Annotated in this window: 19 protein-coding genes and 1 pseudogene; 8 read left to right on the top strand and 12 right to left on the bottom strand. The window is 71.9% G+C overall.

The genetic code is table 11. The features are described 5' to 3' along the window. Positions 1-96: 96 nt before the first annotated feature. Together msrA and ACZ4YY_RS21945 are read right to left on the bottom strand one after the other, a co-directional pair. The gene (msrA, locus tag ACZ4YY_RS21950; RefSeq protein ID WP_468292594.1) at positions 97-765 is read right to left on the bottom strand and encodes a peptide-methionine (S)-S-oxide reductase MsrA; all 669 of its coding nucleotides are present in this window, start codon (positions 763-765) and stop codon (positions 97-99) included. Between the two features lie 71 nt (positions 766-836). Next, positions 837-1,955 (bottom strand): hypothetical protein, encoded by a 1,119-nt coding sequence (locus ACZ4YY_RS21945; RefSeq protein ID WP_468292591.1) that lies wholly within the window; start codon positions 1,953-1,955, stop codon positions 837-839. Between the two features lie 220 nt (positions 1,956-2,175). Here ACZ4YY_RS21945 and ACZ4YY_RS21940 point away from each other — a divergent pair, with 220 nt between their 5' ends. Then, positions 2,176-3,330 (top strand): cystathionine gamma-synthase, encoded by a 1,155-nt coding sequence (locus ACZ4YY_RS21940; protein WP_468292589.1) that lies wholly within the window; start codon positions 2,176-2,178, stop codon positions 3,328-3,330. 16 nt (positions 3,331-3,346) lie between these two features. Here ACZ4YY_RS21940 and ACZ4YY_RS21935 read toward each other — a convergent pair whose 3' ends face one another. From ACZ4YY_RS21935 to ACZ4YY_RS21925, 3 genes are all read right to left on the bottom strand, one after another. Beyond that, positions 3,347-3,595, bottom strand: coding sequence for a hypothetical protein (locus tag ACZ4YY_RS21935; protein WP_468292586.1), 249 nt, complete (start codon positions 3,593-3,595; stop codon positions 3,347-3,349). A gap of 58 nt (positions 3,596-3,653) precedes the next feature. Continuing rightward, positions 3,654-4,151: a sigma factor-like helix-turn-helix DNA-binding protein gene (locus tag ACZ4YY_RS21930; RefSeq protein ID WP_468292583.1), complete on the bottom strand. Its 498-nt coding sequence runs from the start codon at positions 4,149-4,151 to the stop codon at positions 3,654-3,656. 134 nt (positions 4,152-4,285) lie between these two features. After that, a complete protein-coding gene (locus ACZ4YY_RS21925; protein ID WP_468292701.1) occupies positions 4,286-4,792 on the bottom strand; it encodes a MarR family winged helix-turn-helix transcriptional regulator in 507 nt (168 codons plus the stop codon). Between the two features lie 163 nt (positions 4,793-4,955). Here ACZ4YY_RS21925 and ilvA point away from each other — a divergent pair, with 163 nt between their 5' ends. Together ilvA and ACZ4YY_RS21915 are read left to right on the top strand one after the other, a co-directional pair. Next, on the top strand, positions 4,956-6,185 hold the full coding sequence (ilvA, locus tag ACZ4YY_RS21920) for a threonine ammonia-lyase (protein ID WP_468292580.1): 1,230 nt from the start codon (positions 4,956-4,958) through the stop codon (positions 6,183-6,185). A 39-nt stretch (positions 6,186-6,224) separates the two neighbouring features. Then, positions 6,225-6,341: pseudogene (locus ACZ4YY_RS21915) on the top strand (ABC transporter permease); the annotation flags it as partial. A gap of 283 nt (positions 6,342-6,624) precedes the next feature. On the opposite strand, the gene greA reads toward ACZ4YY_RS21915, so the two are convergent. Further along, positions 6,625-7,125 carry a transcription elongation factor GreA gene (greA, locus tag ACZ4YY_RS21910; RefSeq protein WP_356941301.1) on the bottom strand — a complete coding sequence of 167 codons (501 nt, stop codon included), beginning with the start codon at positions 7,123-7,125 and terminating at the stop codon, positions 6,625-6,627. A gap of 175 nt (positions 7,126-7,300) precedes the next feature. After that, positions 7,301-7,699 carry a DUF4307 domain-containing protein gene (locus ACZ4YY_RS21905; protein ID WP_468292578.1) on the bottom strand — a complete coding sequence of 133 codons (399 nt, stop codon included), beginning with the start codon at positions 7,697-7,699 and terminating at the stop codon, positions 7,301-7,303. A gap of 183 nt (positions 7,700-7,882) precedes the next feature. On the opposite strand from ACZ4YY_RS21905, the gene mca reads away from it, so the two are divergent. The 3 genes from mca (at position 7,883) to ACZ4YY_RS21890 (ending at position 11,952) form a co-directional block, all read left to right on the top strand. Continuing rightward, positions 7,883-8,743, top strand: a complete 861-nt coding sequence (gene mca / locus ACZ4YY_RS21900) for a mycothiol conjugate amidase Mca (RefSeq protein ID WP_468292699.1) — start codon at positions 7,883-7,885, stop codon at positions 8,741-8,743. Further along, positions 8,736-8,984, top strand: coding sequence for a hypothetical protein (locus ACZ4YY_RS21895; protein WP_468292575.1), 249 nt, complete (start codon positions 8,736-8,738; stop codon positions 8,982-8,984). Before mca ends, ACZ4YY_RS21895 begins: the two co-directional genes overlap by 8 nt. Positions 8,985-9,918: 934 nt before the next feature. Next, the gene (locus tag ACZ4YY_RS21890; RefSeq protein WP_468292572.1) at positions 9,919-11,952 is read left to right on the top strand and encodes a thioredoxin domain-containing protein; all 2,034 of its coding nucleotides are present in this window, start codon (positions 9,919-9,921) and stop codon (positions 11,950-11,952) included. Positions 11,953-12,022: 70 nt separating this feature from the next. Here the strand turns inward: ACZ4YY_RS21890 and ACZ4YY_RS21885 are convergent, their stop codons facing one another. Then, entirely contained in the window at positions 12,023-13,216 is a 1,194-nt protein-coding gene (locus tag ACZ4YY_RS21885; protein ID WP_468292569.1) for a glycosyltransferase, read from the bottom strand. Next, positions 13,213-14,439 carry a glycosyltransferase family 2 protein gene (locus ACZ4YY_RS21880; RefSeq protein ID WP_468292696.1) on the bottom strand — a complete coding sequence of 409 codons (1,227 nt, stop codon included), beginning with the start codon at positions 14,437-14,439 and terminating at the stop codon, positions 13,213-13,215. Before ACZ4YY_RS21880 ends, ACZ4YY_RS21885 begins: the two co-directional genes overlap by 4 nt. Positions 14,440-15,083: 644 nt before the next feature. Here ACZ4YY_RS21880 and ACZ4YY_RS21875 point away from each other — a divergent pair. Next, a complete protein-coding gene (locus tag ACZ4YY_RS21875) occupies positions 15,084-16,511 on the top strand; it encodes an ArnT family glycosyltransferase (RefSeq protein ID WP_468292566.1) in 1,428 nt (475 codons plus the stop codon). Positions 16,512-16,558: 47 nt separating this feature from the next. Continuing rightward, positions 16,559-19,051, top strand: a complete 2,493-nt coding sequence (locus tag ACZ4YY_RS21870) for a galactose oxidase-like domain-containing protein (protein WP_468292563.1) — start codon at positions 16,559-16,561, stop codon at positions 19,049-19,051. A gap of 161 nt (positions 19,052-19,212) precedes the next feature. Here the strand turns inward: ACZ4YY_RS21870 and ACZ4YY_RS21865 are convergent, their stop codons facing one another. The 3 genes from ACZ4YY_RS21865 to trhA all read right to left on the bottom strand — a co-directional run bounded on the left by ACZ4YY_RS21865 (position 19,213) and on the right by trhA (position 21,751). Beyond that, the gene (locus ACZ4YY_RS21865; RefSeq protein ID WP_468292561.1) at positions 19,213-19,944 is read right to left on the bottom strand and encodes a Mut7-C RNAse domain-containing protein; all 732 of its coding nucleotides are present in this window, start codon (positions 19,942-19,944) and stop codon (positions 19,213-19,215) included. Between the two features lie 200 nt (positions 19,945-20,144). Further along, on the bottom strand, positions 20,145-20,774 hold the full coding sequence (locus tag ACZ4YY_RS21860; protein WP_468292559.1) for a TetR/AcrR family transcriptional regulator: 630 nt from the start codon (positions 20,772-20,774) through the stop codon (positions 20,145-20,147). Between the two features lie 263 nt (positions 20,775-21,037). Then, positions 21,038-21,751: a PAQR family membrane homeostasis protein TrhA gene (gene trhA / locus ACZ4YY_RS21855; RefSeq protein WP_468292556.1), complete on the bottom strand. Its 714-nt coding sequence runs from the start codon at positions 21,749-21,751 to the stop codon at positions 21,038-21,040. Between the last annotated feature and the right edge of the window lie 226 nt (positions 21,752-21,977).

The following is a 21,977-nucleotide window of genomic DNA, read 5'->3' as shown; positions in this document are numbered from 1 at the left end:
TCTCTTGTCCCACGCCTTCACGCCCCCACCACAAAGAAAAGACCCTGCGGCGCCCCCCCCCCCCCCCCCCCCCCCCCCCCGGCCGCGGTGGTGTGCTCAGCCCTCCGCCTTGGCGACGCCGATCGGGCAGGACACGCCCGTCCCGCCGATGCCGCAGTAACCCGCCGGGTTCTTGTCGAGGTACTGCTGGTGATACGCCTCGGCCGGGTAGAAGGTGCGGGGTCCCGCCGGGAGGACCTCCGTGGTGATCGCGCCGTAGCCCGAGGCGGACAGGACCTGCTGGTAGGCCTCGCGGGAGGACGCGGCGGTGGCGGCCTGCTCGGGTGAGTGGGTGTAGATCGCGGAGCGGTACTGGGTGCCCACGTCGTTGCCCTGGCGGAAGCCCTGGGTGGGGTCGTGGGACTCCCAGAACGTCTTGAGGAGGGCTCCGTACGAGATCACCTTCGGGTCGAAGACCACGCGGACGGCCTCCGTGTGGCCGGTCAGGCCCGAGCAGACCTCCTCGTACGTGGGGTGCTCGGTGTGGCCGCCCTGGTAACCGACGAGGGTCGTCCACACACCCGCCGGGAGCTGCCAGAACGTGCGCTCCGCGCCCCAGAAGCAGCCCAGGCCGAAGTCGGCTACCTCCAGGCCCTCGGGGTAGGGGCCCAGGAGCGGGTTGCCGAGCACGGTGTGGCGGTCGGGGACGGAGAACGCCGGCTCGGGGCGGCCGCGCAGAGCCTGCTCGGGGGTCGGGAGCTGGGGCGTACGGCTGTGCAGGAACATGCGGTCTCCAATCGGGGGTCCGGGCATGTCAACGCGCGTGGAGGGCGCCGCATTCCTGCGGCGGCCTCGGGTCAGTGCGGCAGCGTCGCCGGGCTGCCGCCGTTCGCCTCGAAGCCCGCCACCGCCAGCGCGCGGTACACCGCGAACTCCGCCGCCGGGTCGGGCGACAGCGTCCACGGCAGGGCGCCCACGTGGCCGTCGACGTGTACCAGCTGCCCCATGGCCTCGGACCAGCGCTCGGCGCGGACGAGGAAGAAGACCAGCAGGTGGCGGACGTGCGCCAGCATCGGGTCGTCCGGACGGGCCGAGTGCACCGCGTGCAGCGCGCCGTGGATCGCCCTGGTCACGGTCTCGCTCTGGTAGAAGCTGCTGACCAGGTTCACCTCGGGGAGGTGCTCGAACACGGCGAACAGGGGCATCGCCGCGAGGAGCGAGCCGCGCGGGGCCCGTGCCGCCGCGGCCTCCGCGAACGACATCGCCGTCTCCCGCGAGCCGTGCCACTTCTCGCACCAGTAGTGCAGGGCCGCCAGATGCGCTCCCATGTGGGCCGGGGCGCGGTCCAGGATCCTCAGCCAGAGCTGCTCGAACTCCGACTGGGAGTACCTCAGCCCGCGGGCCACCGACAGTTCGACGATGTACGGGACGGGGTCGTCGGGGTCGAGCAGCGCCGCCTGTCCGCAGGCGTCCCTGGCCTCCTCCATGATGATCCGGAAGTCGTCGGTGCCCGGGGTCGACGTCCGCCACGCCTGCTGCACCAGGAACTCGGCGTGGACGGCCGCGCCGCCCGCGTCCTTGGGCGCCTCGGTGCGCCACACCCGCAGCCACTGTCCGCCCGGGGTGTCACCGACCCCGCCCGGCCGCTGCTGGAGCTCCAGCGCGGCGGCGCCGGCGAAGGCCTGCACGCGCTGCCAGCGGGGCTCGCCCTCCGACTCCGTGCCGGCCAGCAGCTGTTGGGCCGCCCGGTAGTCCTGGGTGCGCTGCACGACGTCGAGGACGTCCAGCAGGTCCTGGTCGGGGCCGGGCATGCGGATGTCCAGCTCCTCCGTGCGCACGAAGCCGTAGTTCGCCGGGTCCGCGGCGTCCGGGTGGCCCGCCGGGACCTGCTCGATCATGCCGCGCCTGCGGCGCAGGAAGGGCAGCAGCACGAAGCTGAGCATGACCAGCGCGATCAGGACCCAGAGAATCTCCATGCCTCAAGGGTTCCAGACGCCGCCGACAATTGGCCAACCCCCTCCGCCGAACCTGTGGAAAACGCGGGCCCGGCTCGTCCCGGCTCGGCGGAAACCGCCGTCTTCCGCCCGCCCCGGCCCGGCGGAAACCGCCGTCTTCCGCCCGTCCCGGCCCGGTGGAAGCCGTCCTGTCGTCCGCTCGTCCCGCACCCCCGCTCGCGGCGCACTACGCTCGGTGCCCATGAGCGACAGGCACATCAGTCAGCACTTCGAGACTCTCGCGATCCACGCGGGCAACACCGCGGACCCCCTGACCGGCGCGGTCGTCCCGCCGATCTACCAGGTCTCGACCTACAAGCAGGACGGCGTCGGCGGCCTGCGCGGCGGCTACGAGTACAGCCGCAGCGCCAACCCGACCAGGACCGCCCTGGAGGAGAACCTGGCCGCCCTCGAGGGCGGCGTCCGGGGTCTCGCGTTCGCTTCCGGACTGGCGGCCGAGGACTGCCTGTTGCGTACGCTGCTCACCCCCGGCGACCACGTGGTCATCCCGAACGACGCGTACGGCGGCACGTTCCGGCTGTTCGCGAAGGTCGTCTCGCGGTGGGGCGTGGAGTGGTCGGTGGCCGACACCAGCGACCCGGCGGCCGTGCGGGCCGCGATCACCCCGAAGACGAAGGCCGTGTGGGTGGAGACACCCTCCAACCCGCTCCTCGGCATCACCGACATCGCGGCGGTCGCGCAGGTCGCGCGGGACGCGGGCGCGCGGCTCGTCGTCGACAACACCTTCGCCACCCCCTACCTCCAGCAGCCGCTGGCGCTCGGCGCGGACGTCGTCGTGCACTCGCTGACCAAGTACATGGGAGGTCACTCGGACGTCGTCGGCGGCGCGCTGATCGTGAGCGACCGGGACCTCGGCGAGGAACTGGCGTACCACCAGAACGCGATGGGCGCGGTCGCCGGGCCGTTCGACTCGTGGCTGGTGCTGCGCGGCACGAAGACGCTGTCGGTGCGCATGGACCGGCACAGCGAGAACGCCACGAAGGTCGCCGACATGCTGACCCGGCACGCGCGCGTGACGCGTGTGCTGTACCCGGGGCTGCCCGACCACCCTGGTCACGAGGTCGCCGCCAAGCAGATGCGGGCGTTCGGCGGCATGGTGTCGTTCCGGGTGGAGGGCGGCGAGGAGGCGGCCGTCGAGGTCTGCAACCGGGCGAAGGTGTTCACGCTCGGCGAGTCCCTGGGCGGCGTCGAGTCCCTGATCGAGCACCCCGGCCGCATGACGCACGCCTCGGCCGCCGGCTCGGCCCTGGAGGTCCCCGCCGACCTGGTCCGTCTCTCCGTGGGCATCGAGAACGTCGACGACCTGCTGGACGACCTGCAGCAGGCGCTCGGCTAGGGGTGTGTCGACCGGCTCACCAGCCGGTCAGGGGTGGGGTCGTCTCCGACGGCGGCTCCACCCACGGCTGGGCCGTCACCGCCCAGACGGTGAACGCCACGACCGCCGCGCACAGCAGCAGCCACAGCAGGCGCCGGGCGAGGGTGCGGCGCCGCAGCACACGGCTGCCGGCGCGGACGACGTCCGCGTGCAGCTCGGCCGGTACGCGCGGCGCGGTCCGCTCCATGAGCTGCCGTACGGCGGCCTCCCGTTCGGTCCGGTTCACCGTGACCCCCGCCGGGCGGACGGCCCTACGAAGGCGCTTCGGGAGTGGCGCGGGGCGTTCACGGGGCGGCCGCCCTCGCTCCCACCGGTGCCGGGGGAGTGTCCCGCCGGGGGTGCAGGAGGGTGGCCGTCGCGCGGTCGCAGAGGGTGCGGACGCGTTCCCTCGGGAGGCTCAGGAGGGCCGCGACCTGTTCCTCCGCCACGCCTTCGTAGAGCCTGAGCACCAGCACCAGACGTTCCTGCGGGGTGAGCCGGGCCAGTGCCGCGGAGGCGTGGGGGCGGCCGAGCGGGCCGCGGTGGTGCCAGGCGCCGTGGGCGAAGCGGGTGGCGAGGTGCCGGCGGGTGAGGTCGTAGGGGTCCTCGCCGCGCAGCCGGTCCCAGCACGCGTACGTGTGGGCGAGGGCGTGGGTCAGCAGGCGCCGCGCGCGCGGGTTGTCGTCGGGCGCCTCCGCGGTGAGCAGGGTGGCGGCCTGCAGCAGCCGTCCGCCCGCGCCGGCGACGAACGCCTCGAACTCCCGGGCCCGGCGCGCACCCCGGTCCGCGTGTCCTGTCCGCACCGCGCCTCCCGCCTGCCGGCGTCCCCCTCGACACGGGCCCCGGCGGCGTACGGGGACCCGGTCTCATATGAGGCCAGGGGCGGGCCGTCGGTCAAGAGCCGCGCACACGCCTGATGCACGGCTCGCGCGGGGCGTCAGGTGGCGGGCGTGGGCTCCGCGCCCGGGACGCCCTGGACGGCCATCCGGGCGGACAGGGCGCTGTTGAAGCGGGTGAGCAGCGTGCAGAACGCCTCGCGCTCCTCCGGCGCCCAGTCGTGCGTCAGTTCGTCCATCAGCTGGCGGCGGGAGGAGCGCACTTCCTCCAGGCGGGACATGCCGCGCGGGGAGAGCTGGAGCACCACGGCCCGCCCGTCCTCGGGGTGCGAGGTGCGCTTGACCAGACCCGTGTCGACCAGCGGAGCCACCTGCCGGGTGACGGTGGAGGAGTCGATGCCCATGCTCGCCGCGAGCGCCTTGACGCCCATCGGCCCCTCTTTGTCGAGGCGGTTGAGCAGGAGGTACGCGGCGCGGTCCATGGAGTTGCGCACCTGTCCGACGCCACCGAGCCGGGTCTGTTCGGCGCGGCGCGCGAACACCGCGACCTCGTGCTGCAGCGTGTCGAGGAGACCGGTGTCACCGACGGTCGTCATGTCCATCGACATTTCAGGTGTAGTGGGCATGGCCGGGGGCTCGCTTCATGAAGGGGGTGCTGGGTTGGGGGACAGGGTACGCGGCCCGAAGGCGGGTCGTACCGGCGCTGCGGAAACCAGTCTCGGTGGTTGGTCACAACGGCCGTTCCCGCCTGTGAACTGCGATGCTGTTGTCATGAGCTACGGCACGGCTGACTCCTTGCGGCCCGTCACCCTCGACGACGTGCGCGGCGCCCAGAAGATGCTCTCGGGCGTGGCGCGGGTGACCGCGATGGAGGGCAGCAGGCATCTGTCCCAGCTCGTGGGCGCGCCGGTGCACCTCAAGTGCGAGAACCTCCAGCGGACGGGGTCGTTCAAGCTGCGCGGCGCGTACGTGCGGATCTCCGGGCTGCTGCCGGAGGAGCGGGCCGCCGGAGTCGTCGCGGCGAGCGCGGGCAACCACGCGCAGGGCGTCGCGCTCGCGTCGTCGCTGCTGGGGGTGCGTTCGACGGTGTTCATGCCGAAGGGCGCGCCGCTGCCGAAGATCAGTGCGACCCGGGAGTACGGCGCCGAGGTGCGGCTGCACGGACAGGTGGTCGACGAGACGCTGGCGGCGGCGCAGGAGTACGCGGCCGCGACGGGCGCGGTGTTCATCCATCCCTTCGACCACTCGGACGTCATCGCGGGGCAGGGCACGGTCGGGCTGGAGATCCTGGAGCAGTGCCCCGAGGCGCGCACGATCGTCGTCGGGATCGGCGGCGGGGGGCTCGTGGCGGGCATCGCGGTGGCGGTGAAGGCGCTGCGGCCGGACGTGCGGATCGTGGGGGTGCAGGCGGAGGGTGCGGCCGCCTACCCGCCGTCGCTGGCGGCCGGTCACCCGGTGTCGGTGCGCAATCCGGCGACGATGGCCGACGGCATCCGGGTGGGCCGGCCGGGTGACGTGCCGTTCGGGATCGTCGGCGAGCTGGTGGACGAGGTGCGCACGGTGTCGGAGGACGAACTGTCCGCCGCGCTGCTGTTGTGCCTGGAGCGGGCCAAGCTGGTGGTGGAGCCGGCCGGGGCGAGTCCGGTGGCGGCGCTGCTGAGCGAGCCCGGCGCCTTCGAGGGCCCGGTGGTCGCGGTGCTGTCCGGGGGGAACGTCGACCCGGTGCTGATGCAGCGCGTCCTGCGGCACGGCATGGCCGCGCAGGGCCGCTACCTGGCGGTCCGGCTGCGGCTGACCGACCGGCCAGGGGCGCTCGCGACGCTTCTGGGGGTGTTGTCCGTGGTGGACGCCAACGTCCTGGACGTGAGCCACGTCCGGACCGATCCCCGGCTCGGCCTCACGGAGGCGGATGTCGAGCTGCACCTGGAGACGAAGGGTCCGGTGCACTGCGCCGAGGTCGGCGCTGCGCTGCGCGACGCGGGGTACACCGTCATCGGCTGAGGTCCCGGGTCTCTTCTCCCCTCCCGTGTCACTCGGTCGGGCAAGTCGGTCCGGGACTCCCCGATCATTGCAAAACGCAACTTGATCGGCATGTCGAGGATCCCCGAAGTGGTGATCTTCGGTTTGATCCAGCCCATCATGTGCGTGGTGCTGTTCGTCGACACCGGCAACGTGGCGCCCTGCTGCGCCGCATCGCCGAGTGGAACCCCCTTCAGCACCACCCTCCGGGCCTGTCGTGTGCTCTTCGCACGACCCCGGACGGTCGGCCTCCGACGCCTGGCCCGTGCGGCACCCGGTCCGGGCCTCGCTGGTCTGCTCGGTGCTGGTCGTGCCGGCCTTCCGCACGCCGGCGGCGCGCGAGCACCGCTCGGCGACGGCATGACGAGACCCCCGGCGCCCTGGGGGGCGCCGGGGGTCCGTTCCGCGGGACTCCGGTCCGTCAGCCGCTGTAGGGCTCCGCCTTCAGGATGCGCACGGACGCCTTCTTGCCGTTCGGCAGCTCGTACTCCGCGTCCTCGCCGACCTTGTGGCCGATCACGCCGGAACCCAGCGGGGACTGCGGCGAGTACGTCTCGATGTCGGCGCTCGCGTACTCACGCGAGGCCAGCAGGAAGGTCAGGGTGTCGTCCTCGTCACCGTCGAAGGCGATGGTCACGACCATGCCGGGCGCCACAGCACCGTCCGCGGACGCCGGGGCCTCACCGACCTTCGCGTTCTCCAGGAGCTGGGTCAGCTGGCGCACACGGAGCTCCTGCTTGCCCTGCTCCTCCTTGGCCGCGTGGTACCCGCCGTTCTCACGCAGGTCGCCCTCCTCGCGCGCGGCCGCGATCTTGGCGGCGATCTCCGTGCGCGCAGGACCAGTAAGGTACTCAAGCTCGTCCTTGAGCTTGTTGTACGCCTCCTGGGTCAGCCAGGTGACGTTCTCGCTGGTCTGGGTCACAGGTGCTCCTCGTCGGTACTGGGAATACAAAGCTCGCCCTACCCGGAAGCATGTTCCTCCAGGGATGGGCGAAACCACGAGCCTAACAATTCAGCGGCCGAAGGGGGAGGACATAAGGCACCAGAATTACGTCGACGCAGGTCAGCGCCTCCGTATTGCAGGGGACGTCCGGCGGTCAGTCCGCGTGGCAGCCCAGCAGCTCCGCGGTCGTCCCCCGGGCCGTCGTGCGCAGCGTGACCACCTTGTCGATGCGCGTCTCCGAGCCGGAGAAGCGGAAGTCCGCGCGGCCCACCTCGGCGCCGTTCTGGGATTGCGAGCGGATCGTGCAGTAGCCGCTCGCACCCGCGTCCTTGCGGACCTCCAGGTGCACCTGCACCTCGTCGTCCAGCACCTTGAAGGCGATGACCTCGCCGCTGATCTTGTTCTGTCCGACGTAGTGATAGGCGAAGTAGCCCACCAGCGCGATCAGCAGCGCGCCCAGGACCCCGCCGACGACCTTGAGTGTGCGGTCGGCGCGCTCGTCCGAGGAACGGCCGTAACGGCCCTCGGGTGCGCGCGTGCTCGCCGTGCTCATGATCGTCCTCTCGGCGCGGCCTCCGGCCCGGACGGGCGGAGGTCCGAAAGTGGGCTGCCGGAGCGGCGCCCCGGAATTATTGGCCCCCCGATTCGGTCACTATAGAAGCCGCCGATCGCACCCCGTTCCACGGGGGGCGCCGACTGACTGAGGATTTGAGTCTTGACTGACCAGCTGCGACTGATGGCCGTGCACGCCCACCCCGACGACGAGTCGAGCAAGGGCGCGGCCACCATGGCGAAGTACGTGTCCGAGGGGGTGGACGTGCTGGTCGTGACCTGCACGGGCGGGGAGCGCGGCTCCATCCTCAACCCGAAGCTCCAGGGCGACAAGTACATCGAGGAGCACATCCACGAGGTACGCAAGAAGGAGATGGACGAGGCCCGCGAGATCCTCGGCGTCAAGCAGGAGTGGCTCGGCTTCGTCGACTCCGGCCTGCCCGAGGGCGACCCGCTGCCGCCGCTGCCCGAGGGCTGCTTCGCCCTGGAGGACGTCGACCGGGCGGCCGGCGAGCTGGTGCGGCAGATCCGCTCCTTCCGTCCCCAGGTGATCACCACCTACGACGAGAACGGCGGCTACCCGCACCCCGACCACATCATGACCCACAAGATCTCCATGGTGGCCTTCGAGGGCGCGGACGACACCGCCAAGTACCCGGAGGACGAGTTCGGGCCGGCGTACCGGCCGCTGAAGCTCTACTACAACCAGGGCTTCAACCGCCCGCGCACCGAGGCGCTGCACCGGGCCATGCTCGACCGCGGCCTGGAGTCCCCCTACGGCGAGTGGCTCAAGCGCTGGGACGACTCCGGACACATGGACCGCACCCTGACCACGCACGTTCCGTGCGCCGACTTCTACGAGATCCGCGACAAGGCCCTGATCGCGCACGCCACGCAGATCGACCCCGACGGCGGCTGGTTCCGGGTGCCCATGGAGATCCAGAAGGAGGTCTGGCCCACGGAGGAGTACGAGCTCGCGAAGTCGCACGTCGATACCTCCCTCCCCGAGGACGACCTCTTTGCGGGCATCCGCGACAATGCCTGACATGAGCGCAAGCGTGAGCCTGGCAGTGACACAGTTCGCCACCCTCGCCAAGGAGGTGGACGAGGACAAGGTCACCCCCGGCGTTCTCGGCTTCATCGTCTTCGCGGTGATGGCCCTGGCCGTGTGGGGCCTGATGAGGTCCATGAACAAGCACATGGGCAAGGTCGACTTCGAGGAGACCCCGCCGGAGGACGCCTCCGGCCGGGGGACCACGGGGGAGGCCTCGCCGGCGAAGGGCTGAGCGCGGCCCGGGCGCCCGCCCGGCCGCGCCTGTCCGGCACCGAGTCCGCCCCCCGGCACCTCCTGCGCACGCCGCCCCGGCACCATCCCCGGGCGCCACGCCTGCCGGCCGGACTCCGGGCGCACTCCCCGTTCCAGGAAGAGGCCGCAGGCCTCGGCGTACCCGGTGGGCGTGCGGGCGCGCAGGGGGCGCGGTGAGTGGGACAGGTGGTCGGTGCCGCGCCTCGGCACCGCCTTCCGCGGGCCGGCCGCCGCGGGCAGAGCCCGCAACCGGTCCAGGACCGGACGAATCCCGCGCCGTCAGCGCCGTCAGCCACGGCAGCCGCGGCTGGTGCGACCCGCACGGCTGTCCCGCCGCCCCCGCGCGGTGGTGCGCGGCCGGCAGACGGGCTCCGGCCCCCCTCGCCCCGGTCGTCGCCCGCGCCGACCACCCCCGACGGCGACGCCCGCCCCCGGCGCCGTACCCGGCCCGGCCCCCAGCGCCGGACCGCGACCGCAGTCGTCACGGCCGCGCCCCCCGCACCGGCAACGGCGTCCCGCCACCGCCCTCCCGCGCCTACCGCTGCCCGAAGCGAGCCGGCCGGCCTCCGCCTCCTCGACGGCGCGCCCGCACGCCGTGTACTCCTCGGCGGCGGTCTGCACCACCGCGTCCAGAGCGCTCCGCGCGCCCGGGTCAGCAGCGCCTGCCGGCCGGTACGGCCGCCCGAGCGCCGTACCTCCTCAGCCACGGCCCGCGCCAACAGCCGTCCGTCTTCGGGGCGATGGCTCTCCCGCATGGCGGTCCCCCTCCGACGGCCACGGCGTGTCCGGCCCGTGCGCGCTGGTGGGGCGCACGGGCACCAGGGGGCGGAGAAGGTCCGTCCGCCGGGGGCGCGGTCGCGGGCGGCGCGATGCCTGACGCGTCACGGACGGGGTACTGCGGCAGGATGGACACCATGGCGAACCGACTGGCCCATGAGACGTCCCCCTACCTCCTCCAGCACGCCGACAACCCGGTCGACTGGTGGCCCTGGTCGGCGGAGGCGTTCGAGGAGGCGCGCAGGCGGGGGGTGCCGGTGCTGCTGAGCGTCGGCTACAGCAGCTGTCACTGGTGCCACGTCATGGCCCACGAGTCCTTCGAGGACCAGGAGACCGCCGACTACCTCAACACGCACTTCCTGAGCGTCAAGGTCGACCGCGAGGAGCGGCCCGACGTCGACGCCGTCTACATGGAGGCCGTGCAGGCCGCCACCGGGCAGGGCGGCTGGCCCATGACCGTCTTCCTCACACCCGACGCCGAGCCCTTCTACTTCGGCACCTACTTCCCGCCCGCCCCCCGCCAGGGCATGCCGTCCTTCCGGCAGGTCCTGGAGGGGGTCAGCCACGCCTGGAACGAGCGGCGCGAGGAGGTCGCGGAGGTCGCCGGGAAGATCGTGCGCGACCTCTCCGGACGGGAGATCTCGTACGGCGACGCACAGGCGCCCGGCGACCAGCAACTGGCGCAGGCACTGCTCGGGCTGACCCGGGAGTACGACCCGCAGCGCGGCGGGTTCGGCGGCGCGCCGAAGTTCCCGCCGTCCATGGTGATCGAGTTCCTGCTGCGCCACCACGCCCGGACCGGCGCCGAGGGCGCCCTGCAGATGGCGCAGGACACCTGCGAGCGGATGGCCCGAGGCGGCATCTACGACCAGCTCGGCGGCGGCTTCGCCCGCTACTCCGTCGATCGCGACTGGGTCGTGCCGCACTTCGAGAAGATGCTGTACGACAACGCGCTGCTGTGCCGGGTCTACGCCCATCTGTGGCGGACGACGGGCTCGGAGCTCGCCCGGCGCGTCGCGCTGGAGACGGCCGACTTCATGGTGCGCGAACTGCGCACCGCGGAGGGCGGGTTCGCCTCCGCGCTGGACGCGGACAGCGACGACGGGACGGGACGGCACGTCGAGGGCGCGTACTACGTGTGGACGCCCGAGCAGCTCACGGAGGTCCTCGGCGCCGAGGACGCGGAACTGGCCGCACACTACTTCGGGGTGACGCAGGAGGGCACCTTCGAGCACGGTGCGTCCGTGCTGCAACTCCCGCAGCAAGAAGGCGTGTTCGACGCGGAGCGGATCGCCTCCGTCAAGGAACGGCTGCTGGACGCGCGGGCGGCGCGGCCCGCTCCCGGCCGGGACGACAAGGTCGTCGCCGCCTGGAACGGGCTCGCGATCGCCGCCCTCGCCGAGACCGGCGCGTACTTCGACCGCCCCGACCTGGTCGACGCGGCCCTCGCCGCCGCCGACCTCCTCGTCCGGCTGCACCTCGACGACCACGCGCGGCTGGCCCGCACCAGCAAGGACGGGAGGGTCGGCGCCAACGCGGGGGTGCTGGAGGACTACGCCGACGTGGCGGAGGGGTTCCTGGCGCTGGCGTCCGTGACGGGGGAGGGGGCGTGGCTGGAGTTCGCGGGCTTCCTGCTCGACCATGTCCTGGCCCGTTTCGCCGATCCCGAGTCGGGGGCGCTGTACGACACGGCCGAGGACGCCGAGCGGCTCATCCGGCGGCCGCAGGACCCCACCGACAACGCGGTGCCCTCCGGGTGGTCGGCCGCCGCGTCCGCTCTCCTGGGGTACGCCGCCCACACCGGCTCCGAGGCGCACCGCTCCGCCGCGGAGCGGGCGTTGGGGGTCGTGAAGGCGCTGGGACCGCGCGTGCCGAGGTTCATCGGGTGGGGACTGGCGGCGGCGGAGGCCTTGCGGGACGGGCCGCGGGAGGTGGCGGTGGTCGGGCCCTCCGCCGACGACACGGCCACCGGGGAACTGCACCGCACCGCCCTGCTGGCGGCCGCTCCGGGCGCGGTGGTGGCCTGCGGCACGCCGGACAGTGACGAGTTCCCGCTGCTCGCCGACCGTGTGCTGGTCGGGGGCGCGCCGACGGCGTACGTCTGCCGGCAGTTCGTGTGTGACGTGCCGGTGACGGATGCCGGGGGACTCAAGGAGAAGCTCACCCCGTGATCCGGGGCGGAAGCCGATCCGGGACACGGGGTGGGCGTGATGCTGACCCCGGGCCCCGGGGTTGTCCGGGTCAGCCCAGCGGGTCCGGGACCGGGTCCGGGATCGTCTCCGGGGGGACCCGGGCGGCCGTCGTCCTCTCGCGCCCGCGCAGGCGGCCGTAGAGCCAGCGGTCGACGACCAGGAAGCGCGCCGTGAAGACGACGGCCATGGCGAGGGCCGTGGCCGGGAGCGGTGTCATGTCGGCGGCGCCGATGAGCAGGGCGGCCAGCGGGATGCGGGCGACCAGGTCGATGTTGCCGACGGCCGCGAACGACAGCAGCCGGACACCGCGTCGGCGGTGCCGGCGCTGGTTGCGGTAGACGAAGGAGTCGATCAGGGCGAAGTTCCACAACAGCCCGGCCTGGTTGGCGACGATCTCCGCCGGGGCGTAGTGCAGACCGGGGGCCCAGGTGGTGAGCAGCCAGAGGAGCGCCAGGTTGGGGACGAAGCCCGAGAGACCGATCAGGCCGAAGACGACCGCGCGGGTGCGAGGGTCGGCGGTGCGCAGGGTGATGAGGTGGCGCAGGAAGCGCATGCCCTCGCGGGTCGTCGACTTGGACGCGCCGGCGTGCCGCTCGCCGAAGGCGTACGGCACCTCGGCCGTGCCGCGCGGACGGCACCGTACGGCCAGCTCGAGGAGGATCTTGTAGCCGAGGGGTTGCAGCCCCTCGTCCTGCGAGGAGGCGCGGTCGACGGCCGTGCGGCGGATCGCGAAGAAGCCGCTCATCGGGTCGGTGAGACCGCTCAGGGCGCGCGGGAAGAGGGACTTGGTGACCAGCGTGGAGGTGCTGGAGACCAGCCTGCGGTAACCGCCGTCCAGGCCGCTGCGGTCACCGCCGGAGGCGTAGCGGCTGGCCACGACCAGTTCGGCGCCGGTCCGCTCGCCGCGGGCGATCAGCTCGGGGATGAGTTCGGGCGGGTGCTGGAGGTCGGCGTCGATGACGACGATCCAGGGCGCGGACGCGCGGGCCATGCCCTCCACCACCGCTCCGCCGAGTCCGCCCTCGGGGACCGGCCTGTGGTGCAGGATCACCGGGATCTCGCTGTAGCTCGCCGCGTCCTCGATCACCTCGCAGGTGCGGTCGGTGGAGTCGTCGGCGAAGACCACCTCCGCGCGGGTTCCGGCGGGGACGGCGGCGCTGATGCGGGACAGCAGCTCGCGGATGTTGTCGGCTTCGTTGAAGGTCGGGACGACGATGGACACGTCGGCGGGCAGCGCCGTCACCGTGCCTCCTGGGGCTGCGGGGTCTGGACGGGGAGGTGAGCGCCGACGTGGGAGGTCAGCTCCCAGTCGCGGCGTCCCGTGTACTCGCGCCACACCGCGCGCAGGGCGGCGGCCGCCAGGATCACAGCATAGACGGGGCCCCCGAGGACGAGCTTGGCGTACCGCGTGAAGCCGATGCGGAAGCCGTACTCGCGGCCGAAGTCGTGCAGGGCGACCGCCTCGAAGACGATCATGGCGGCCATCGGCAGCATGGGCAGCCAGGCGAACATCGAGAACGGCAGCGGGACACCGCCGATGACGGCGAACAGGATGCCCAGCGGGATCATCACCCCGGTCGCGGCCTGCACGAACGGGGTGCTGAGGGTGTAGCGGGCGAGCATCCGCTGGCCGAAACCGGGCAGCCGGCGCCATTCGCCCTTGCGCAGCACCTGGAGGAACCCCTGGTTCCAGCGGGTGCGCTGCTTGTAGAGGGCCTTGATCGAGTCGGGTGTCTCCTCGCGGGTGACCAGCGCCGAGTGGTAGGCGACGACGACCTTGGCGCCGCCGCTGGACAGCCGGACGCCCAGGTCGCAGTCCTCGGCGAGGCAGTCGCCGTCCCAGCCGCCGGTCTCCCGCAGCAGCGCCGAGCGGACGAAGACGGTGTTGCCGCCGAGCGGGATGAACCCCTTGCGGGCGTGCAGGTGCAGCCGGCTGCGGAACCAGAAGAAGTACTCCAGGCAGTTGCGCAGGCTGTACCAGCTGCTCTGGTAGTTGATCAGCTGCACGCCGCCCTGGACGACGTCGGCGTTCTCGCGCCGGAAGGCGAAGTCGACATGGGTGAGCAGTTCGGGGTGGACCACGTCCTCGGCGTCGAAGACCCCGACGACCTCGCCGCGGGCGTGCGGCAGCGCGGTGTTGAGCGCGCGGGGCTTGTTCTTCCTGGCGTGGGTGTCGACGACCGTGCGCACCCGGTCGGGGTGCTCGGCGGCCAGTTCGTGGGCGATGGCGGCGGTTCCCGGATCGTCGTGGCCGACGATCAGCAGGATCTCGTAGTCCGGGTGGTCGATGCGCAACATCTGCTCGACCGTGTGCCGCAGGACGGCCTCCTCGTGCCGGGCCGGCACCAGGAGGGAGAAGGACAGGTCCGCTCTGCCGTCGGGTGCGGCGAAGGCCGTCGCCTCCAGTGTCTCCGGTGTGCGCCAGGCGTGCAGCATCCACCACAGGGTCACGCCGGCGGCGGCCATGAGGACGATCGAATCGATGAAAAGAATGGCGGAGACCACGAATTCCCCCCTCGGTCTTTCTTGGTCACCCTTGTGTGAACATGTTGTTCTGTCCGGTGTTCCGGCGGAGTTGTCCCGTCCGCCTGCGGCCCCCCGGCCGACGGGTTTTCAGAGACGCTCGTGCTCTTCCCGGCCCTTGGCGAGAATCCGGTTCCCAGCCGGCTCTCACTCCGGATCTTCCGGAGTTTTCGCGCATGATCGAAGCAGGCCCACGAGCAAAGTAGGGCCGAAGTTAGCAGGTTCGGCATTTCCCCCGCAATATGACCCAGGCGTGATGATACCGGCTTTATGCGGACCCGTAGATTCCGTACACGTCCGGCTACCGCCTGTGCCATGATGCTCCGGCATGCCTGATTCCGGGGGGTTTCGAGGGGGAGGCCCACTGCTGTTTCAGGCTCCAGAAGTGGGTGGGGGGATTCCGTATGGGGACTGCCATGTCGCACACCCGTGCGCGTGACGGGTCCGGCTCAGACGTATTCGAAACTTCCTCTTCCGTTTCCCGGCCGGCGTCCGGGGATTCGGAGGACGGCCGCTCCTCCATACGCGGAAGCGTGTTACGAAAGGATTGTTTCTGGATTGCGCCCGTTCTCCTCACCGGTCTCCTGGTGAGGATCCTGGGAATCGGGAATTACCCCTTTCCCAATGACGACGAGGGTACGTATCTCGCCCAGGCGTGGGCCGTCCAGCACGGCGAACTCGCGCATTACACCTACTGGTACGACCACCCGCCGCTGGGCTGGATGCAACTGGCCGCCGTCTCCTGGCTGCCGAACTGGCTCCTGCCCGACCTGCCCACGTTCGTCCAGGGGCGGATCGCGATGCTGCCCGTGGCCGTCGCGTCGATGCTCCTCGTCTACGTGATCGGCCGGCGCCTCGGGCTGGCCCGCCCCACGGCCGCCGCGGCACTGCTGCTGTACGCGCTCTCGCCGCTCGCGGTGGTCCTGCACCGGCAGATCTACCTGGACAACCTCGCCGTGCTGTGGGTGCTGGCGTCCTTCGCGTTCGCGCTGTCGCCGCGCCGCCACCTGTGGCACCACGTCGCCGCCGGCGTCGCGTTCGCCCTGGCGGTGCTGTCGAAGGAGACCATCGGGGTCCTGCTGCCCGTGCTGCTGGTCACCCTCTGGCAGGGCAGCCACCCCAGCACCCGCAAGTTCTCCTTCGCCGGCTTCGGCTCCGGTTTCGTCCTGACCGGTCTGTTCTACCCGCTGTACGCCCTGCTCAAGGGCGAGCTGTTCCCCGGCGCCGGACACGTCTCGCTGCTCGGCACGCTCACGTTCCAGCTCGGCGGGCGCGAGGGCAGCGGATCGGCCTTCCGGCAGGGCACCGACGCCCACCAACTGTTCACCGACTGGCTGGAGCGCGACCCCTACCTGCTGATCGGCGGCGCAGCGGCGGCCCTGTGCGCGCTCGCGGTCCGCCGGCTGCGGCCGGCCGCCCTCGCCGTCCTGGTTCTGGCACTGGTCGCGCTCCGGCCCGGCGGCTACCTGCCGCAGATGTACATCGTGCAGGCCCTGCCGTTCCTGGCGCTCGCCCTCGCCGGGCTCACCCAGGCCCTGGTGACCAGGCTGCCCGGCCGGCCCCGGCTGCGGGCCGCCGCCGCCGTCGCGGCCGTCGCCGTCGCCGCCGTCCTCGCCGGACCGCACTGGTACGAACGGGACCGCTCCGCCACCACCGCCGAGGACAACGGCGTCTACCACGACGCCGCCCGCTGGCTGCGCGAGACGCCCGTGGGCGACCGCTCCGAGGTGCGCATCGTCACCGACGGCGTGCTGTGGCTCGACGCGGTCGAGGCCGGTCACCGGCCGGGCACCGGTGTCATCTGGCACTACAAGCTCGACCAGGACCCGGCGGTCACCAAGACGCTGCCGCACGGCTGGAAGGACATCGACTACGTCGTGTCCACCCCGGCCCTGCGCGGTGAACGCGAACACCTCCCCACCCTGCGGGACCTGTTCGCCCACGGCACCCCCGTCGCCACCTTCGGCGAGGGCGGCGGCCGGATCGACATCCTCCGCATCGAGAACGACGAGTGACGCCGGGCCCCGGCACGCCGGGGGCCCGTGACCCAGGGGGGACCCATATGTACGGAGTTCGCAGACCAGCACGGCGTCGGCCGCTGCCCCGAGGCAGAACACCCCGCCTGCTGCTGACCGCCCTCATGCTCTTCGCCGCCGCCCTCGGGCTCGGCCCGCTCGGCACCCAACCCGCCACCGCCGCCACCAACCTGGTCAGGAATTCCGGCCTGGAGACCCTCGACGCACCCACCGGGTTCCCGCAGTGCTTCGAGAAGTCCGGCTGGGGCGACAACGACCACACCTTCACCGTCACCGACGACGCCCACAGCGGCAGCCGCGCCGTCCGCATCGAGCTGACCCGGCGCGCCGACGGCGACCGTAAGACGATGATGCTGGAGAACGCCTGCGCCCCGCAGGTCGTTCCGGGCCGCCAGTACGACCTGTCGTTCTGGTACAGGTCCACGACCCCGAACGTGGCGTTCACCATCTTCCGCCACGACACCGCCCTGGGCTGGGTGTACTGGACCGACCTCAAGACCCTGGAGCAGTCGGCCGGCTGGAGCCGCACCGAGGTCCGCACACCGGTCATCCCACCGGGAACCGACCAGGTCACCTGGGGCGCAGCCCTCTACGGCGTCGGCACCCTCACCACCGACGACTACACGATGACCGACGCCACCGTCCCCTCCGGCCCGGACCCCTGCGCCACCGGCGGCACCGGACCGGAGTGCAAGGGCGAGTGGACCGTGCAGAGCACCCGGATGCCCGTCCGGGCCATCCACTCGGTGCTGCTGCACACCGGCAAGGTCCTGCTGATCGCCGGCTCCGGCAACGACCTCGACATGTTCGAGGCGGGCACCTTCAGGACGTCCGTGTACGACCCGGTGGCCGGCACCTACACCGACATCCCGACGCCGGAGGACTTCTTCTGCGCCGGACACGTCCAGCTCCCCGACGGCCGGGTGCTCGTCATGGGCGGCAACAAGGACTACGCCGCACCCGACGGCAGCGTCGGCTACAAGGGCCTGCGCTCCAGCTACGTCTTCGACCCGGCCCAGAACAGGTACCTCAAGGTCAACGACATGCTGGCGGGCCACTGGTACCCGTCGGCGACCGCCCTGGGCAACGGTGACGTCCTCTCGCTGGGCGGCCTCGCCGAGGACTCCTCCGGCACGGTCGTCAACGAGCACTTCTCCCACGCCCAGAACAAGTGGCTGCCACTCGGCGAGGCCAAACAGGCGTGGTCCTTCTGGGGCCTGTACCCGTCGATGATCCTGCTCCAGGACGGCCGCCTCTTCTACACCGGAAGCCATGTCTTCGGCAACGGCCTGCCCGGGACCGGCGCCTCGGTCTACGACTACGACGCCGGCACCATCGCCGACGTACCGGGCCTGCGCAGGAAGGACGAGCGGGACCAGTCGATGTCGGTGCTGCTGCCGCCCGCCCAGGACCAGAAGGTCGTCACCATCGGCGGCGGCAACCACACGGTCTCACCCGACGCGCACCGGCTCGTCGACGTCATCGACATGAAGGCCGACTCGCCGCGGTACGTGCCCGGGCCCGACCTGCCGCAGGGCCGCTACCGGGACGGCAGCCCGCAGACCGGCGACCAGGGCAAGGTGTACGTCTCCGCGGTCATCCTCCCGGACGGCAAGGTCCTGGAGACCGGCGGCGCCCTGCACACCTACCGCGAGGACCCCGTCTTCGAGGCGTCGATGTACGACCCGGCGACCAACACGTTCGAGCCGGGCCTGGCCACCGACCCGGTCCCGCGGACCTACCACTCGTCGTCCCTGCTGCTGCCCGACGGCCGTGTGCTGAGCGTCGGCGACAACCCGGGCGACGGCTCCTTCGACCAGCGCGTGTCGATCTACCGGCCGCCGTACCTGTTCAGGGGCGACCGGCCGCAGATCACGTCGGTGGCCGACACCACCTGGGCGTACGGCACCGCGCAGCGCATCACCGTCGACAAGCCGGTGGTGAAGGCGTCCCTGATCCGCCCGGCCGCGATCACCCACTCCTCCGACCCCAACCAGCGCTATGTCGACCTGCCGATGACGGTCGAGGGCAACACCGTCGACCTCAGCCTCACCAGCAACCCCAACCTGGCGCCGCCCGGCTGGTACATGCTGTCGGTCGTCGACGCGGGCGGCGTGCCCTCGGTGTCCCGGTGGGTGCGGATCGGCACCGACGGGCAGGTCGCCACGGCCCGGGTGCAGGAGTTCGCGGAGAACCTGACCGAGGTCCCGGCGAGCAGGAGGAGCACGGCGAGCCCGAAGAGCGACGCCAGGACCGACGTCCTGCACCACCAGGGGCACAAGGGCCACACGATGCCCGCGGGCTACGACGGCTGCGACCACTCCTACGGCACCGTCAGCCAGTGCGTGCCGTGGACCTTCCCGAAGAAGGTGGACCGGATCGCCGAGCGGTGCGACTGGCTGAGGAAGAAGGGCTACGGCACGACTCTTCCGGTCGGAGGCCGTGACCGCCACGGCCTCGACCGCGACAGGGACCGCATCGCCTGCGGCAGGGGTGACCTGACGGGTACGCAGCGCTAGGGGGTGTTTCGAAAGTCCCGCACAGCACCCACGGCGCCCGGCACGCCCTCTCGCCGCACCGGCCGAAAGCACGAGTACCTCCAGTACGAGCGCTTTCGTCCGGCACGCCGAGAGCACGCACCGGACACCGCGGGCAGCGCACAGGAACTTCGAAACACCCCCTAGCGCCTGCCAGCGAACTCCTCCAGGGCGCGCTCCACGATGGCCTCCAGCTGCTCGTGGTGCGCGCCCTTCCAGTACGCCCGGCCGCACTCCCGGCACTGCGCGAACACGTCGTACGACCGCTGGGTGCCGTGCTCCAGCTGGTCGGCGACCTCCTCCTTGGTGGCCCGCCTGAGCAGCCCGTTGCAGGCGGTGCACCGCGTCCAGGGGTGCAGCGCGGGCGCGAACCGGTCCAGGACGTCCCGCAGTTGCTCGTCGGGACGGGTGCTGTACACGAACGCGCCGGCCCACAGCTCGCGCCGGCGCAGCAGCCCGCGGTCGCGGCTGAGCATGACCCGCCGCTCGGCGGCCGAGCGGGCGGCGAGCGCCGGGTCGCCGATGTCGGTCGACTCGTACGCCGTGTCCACGCCGAGCAGGCGCAGCCGACGGGCGAGGGTGCCGAGGTGGACGTCGAGGAGGAAACGCAGGGGCGCGCCCGGTACCCGCTGGGGGCGCTCGACCGGGCGGACGCTCACCGACTCGCCGTGCGCCGGGATGTGGGAGAACGGCACGGGGGCGCCGTCGACGACCAGGGTGCCGACCTCGGTCAGCGGCACGCCGAGGGACTCGACGACATGGCCGAGGGTGGAGACCCCGTCGACGGCGAGGGCGTGGGCGCCGGACCGGCGGGCGTGCGGAACGAACAGGGCCAGGTCGGGGGCGACTTCGACGTGGATCTCGGGTGTGCTCACCCGGTCAGCATGGCACGGGGAGGCGGAGGGCCCTCAGGGGTCCTTGCACTGTGCCCGCCCGGGCCGCGCGGCCCGGCACCGCACCTCGCCGTGTTGCCGGAGAGCCCTGTTGGCTCCGCTGCGAGGACTCTCCGGCGCCTTGCGACGCACCGCACCGGACCACGCGGCCCTCACAGTGCAGGACCCCCTGTTCGGAGCCCTCAGAGCTCTTCCCGGGTGAGGCCGCTCTGCAGGACTTCCAGGGCGCGGTCGACGAGGGAGGCGAAGTCGTCCCGGTGACCCTTCTCGGCCCAGTACAGGGACGTCTCCATCAGACCGCCGACGAGGGACATGGCGTAGACGCGCACCTCCAGGCTGTCGGGGTCGCGGCCGGTGCGCTCGCCGATGGCGGTGCAGAGCGCGCGGCCGGTGACCGACATGCTCTCCATCATCCGGGACCGCACCGCCGGCACCTCGACCATGAGCCGGGTCCGCAGCCGCGCCACCTCGGCGTCCTCCTCGACGCCGGTGCGGACGGCCTCCCGCATCACGTGCCGCAGGCTGTCCGTCCAGGGTTCCCCGGCGGGCCTGGACCGCAGGTCCTCCGTCAGGACCGGGTCGTACTCGTCCGTCAGGACGATGTCCTCCTTGGTGGGGAAGTAGCGGAAGACGGTCGACGGCGACACCTCGGCCCGGTCGGCGATCTGCTCGATCGTGGTGGCCTCGTAGCCCTGCTCCCGCACGAGGGCGTAGGTCGCGGTGCGGATCGCCTCGCGGGTCTTGATCTTCTTGCGCTCACGGAGTCCGAGCCGGGGGCGGTCGGCGGGGGAGGAGGTACGTGCGGCCGTCATGCTGGTCATTGTCGGGCATCGGCCCGCGGGACAGCCATGTCCGGGCCGTCGGCGGAGTCGGTACGGCGGGTGCCCGGCCGGCACCCGGCGGGGACGCGGGCGGCGACCACCGAAGCGCCGGCGGTGCGAGCGAAGTGACAGTGGGTGGGAGAGAAAGAAGTGACGGTCGGTGGGAGAGAAAAGCAGCTGTCACACGGCCGCGAAAAGGGCCACGGCGGGGAAGCCGTGGCCCTGGAAGGGGTGGGGGAAGGCGCGCGAACGCTCTACGTGTGCCCGTAGGCCACCAGCGAGATGCCGATGTAGTGCACGACGAACGCGGCGAGCGTGAGCAGGTGGAAGACCTCGTGGAAGCCGAACCAGCGGGGCGAGGGGTTGGGGCGCTGGATGCCGTAGATCACGCCGCCCGCGCTGTAGAGGAGGCCGCCGACGATCACCAGGACGAGGACGGCGATGCCGCCCGTGCGCAGGAAGTCGGGCAGGAAGAAGACGGCCGCCCAGCCCATGGCGATGTAGCAGGGCGTGTACAGCCAGCGCGGCGCGCCCACCCAGAACACGCGGAAGACGATTCCGGCCAGCGCGGCCCCCCAGATGCCCCACATCAGCCACCGCCCCTTGCTGTCGGGCAGCAGGAGCAGGGTCAGGGGGGTGTAGGTGCCCGCGATGATCAGGAAGATGTTCGCGTGGTCGAGGCGGCGCAGGATGCCGTCCATGCGCGGGGTCCAGTCACCCCGGTGGTACAGCGCGCTCACGCCGAACAGCAGGCAGGCCGTCAGGGAGTAGACGCCGCAGGCGATGCGGCCTCGCGTGGAGTCGGCGAGCGCGGTGAGGACGAGACCTGCGATGAGGGCGGCCGGGAACATCCCGAGATGCAGCCAGCCGCGGAGCTTGGGCTTGACCGGATGCGGTAGGGAGAGCGCCACGGGGCCACGGCCGGCGGCCGGCGTGTCCGAAGGCGCGTCGGGGGCGGACGCAGTCATGACCCGCATCGTACCTACGGACCCCGGATCACTCCGGCGGGACGGGGGACGAAGAGTGGCCATCATCTCATGCCCGCGGCGGGTCGTCAGGGGACCGTGAGTGAACACGCGGCGACACGTGGCGAGCCTCACCCTGCTCATCTGTGACGCCCTCTGGACAGATGGGCCGACGCGTCGGATGATCAAATGAGTGCGGTCGGCACCGGATGAGCGCTCAGCAGCTCGC

The sequence above is a fragment of the Streptomyces sp. NPDC030143 genome (assembly GCF_055573695.1).
The sequence above is the reverse complement of the archived record's forward strand: the minus strand, read 5'-3'. Positions and strand labels throughout refer to the sequence as shown.

Coding starts and splice junctions, on each gene's coding strand:
- msrA (WP_468292594.1), bottom strand. CDS start 765: ATGTTCCTGCACAGCCGTACGCCCCAGCTCCCGACCCCCGAGCAGGCT.
- ACZ4YY_RS21945 (WP_468292591.1), bottom strand. CDS start 1,955: ATGGAGATTCTCTGGGTCCTGATCGCGCTGGTCATGCTCAGCTTCGTG.
- ACZ4YY_RS21940 (WP_468292589.1), top strand. CDS start 2,176: ATGAGCGACAGGCACATCAGTCAGCACTTCGAGACTCTCGCGATCCAC.
- ACZ4YY_RS21925 (WP_468292701.1), bottom strand. CDS start 4,792: ATGTCGATGGACATGACGACCGTCGGTGACACCGGTCTCCTCGACACG.
- ilvA (WP_468292580.1), top strand. CDS start 4,956: ATGAGCTACGGCACGGCTGACTCCTTGCGGCCCGTCACCCTCGACGAC.
- ACZ4YY_RS21905 (WP_468292578.1), bottom strand. CDS start 7,699: ATGAGCACGGCGAGCACGCGCGCACCCGAGGGCCGTTACGGCCGTTCC.
- mca (WP_468292699.1), top strand. CDS start 7,883: ATGGCCGTGCACGCCCACCCCGACGACGAGTCGAGCAAGGGCGCGGCC.
- ACZ4YY_RS21895 (WP_468292575.1), top strand. CDS start 8,736: ATGCCTGACATGAGCGCAAGCGTGAGCCTGGCAGTGACACAGTTCGCC.
- ACZ4YY_RS21890 (WP_468292572.1), top strand. CDS start 9,919: ATGGCGAACCGACTGGCCCATGAGACGTCCCCCTACCTCCTCCAGCAC.
- ACZ4YY_RS21880 (WP_468292696.1), bottom strand. CDS start 14,439: ATGGCCGCCGCCGGCGTGACCCTGTGGTGGATGCTGCACGCCTGGCGC.
- ACZ4YY_RS21870 (WP_468292563.1), top strand. CDS start 16,559: ATGTACGGAGTTCGCAGACCAGCACGGCGTCGGCCGCTGCCCCGAGGC.
- ACZ4YY_RS21860 (WP_468292559.1), bottom strand. CDS start 20,774: ATGACGGCCGCACGTACCTCCTCCCCCGCCGACCGCCCCCGGCTCGGA.
- trhA (WP_468292556.1), bottom strand. CDS start 21,751: ATGACTGCGTCCGCCCCCGACGCGCCTTCGGACACGCCGGCCGCCGGC.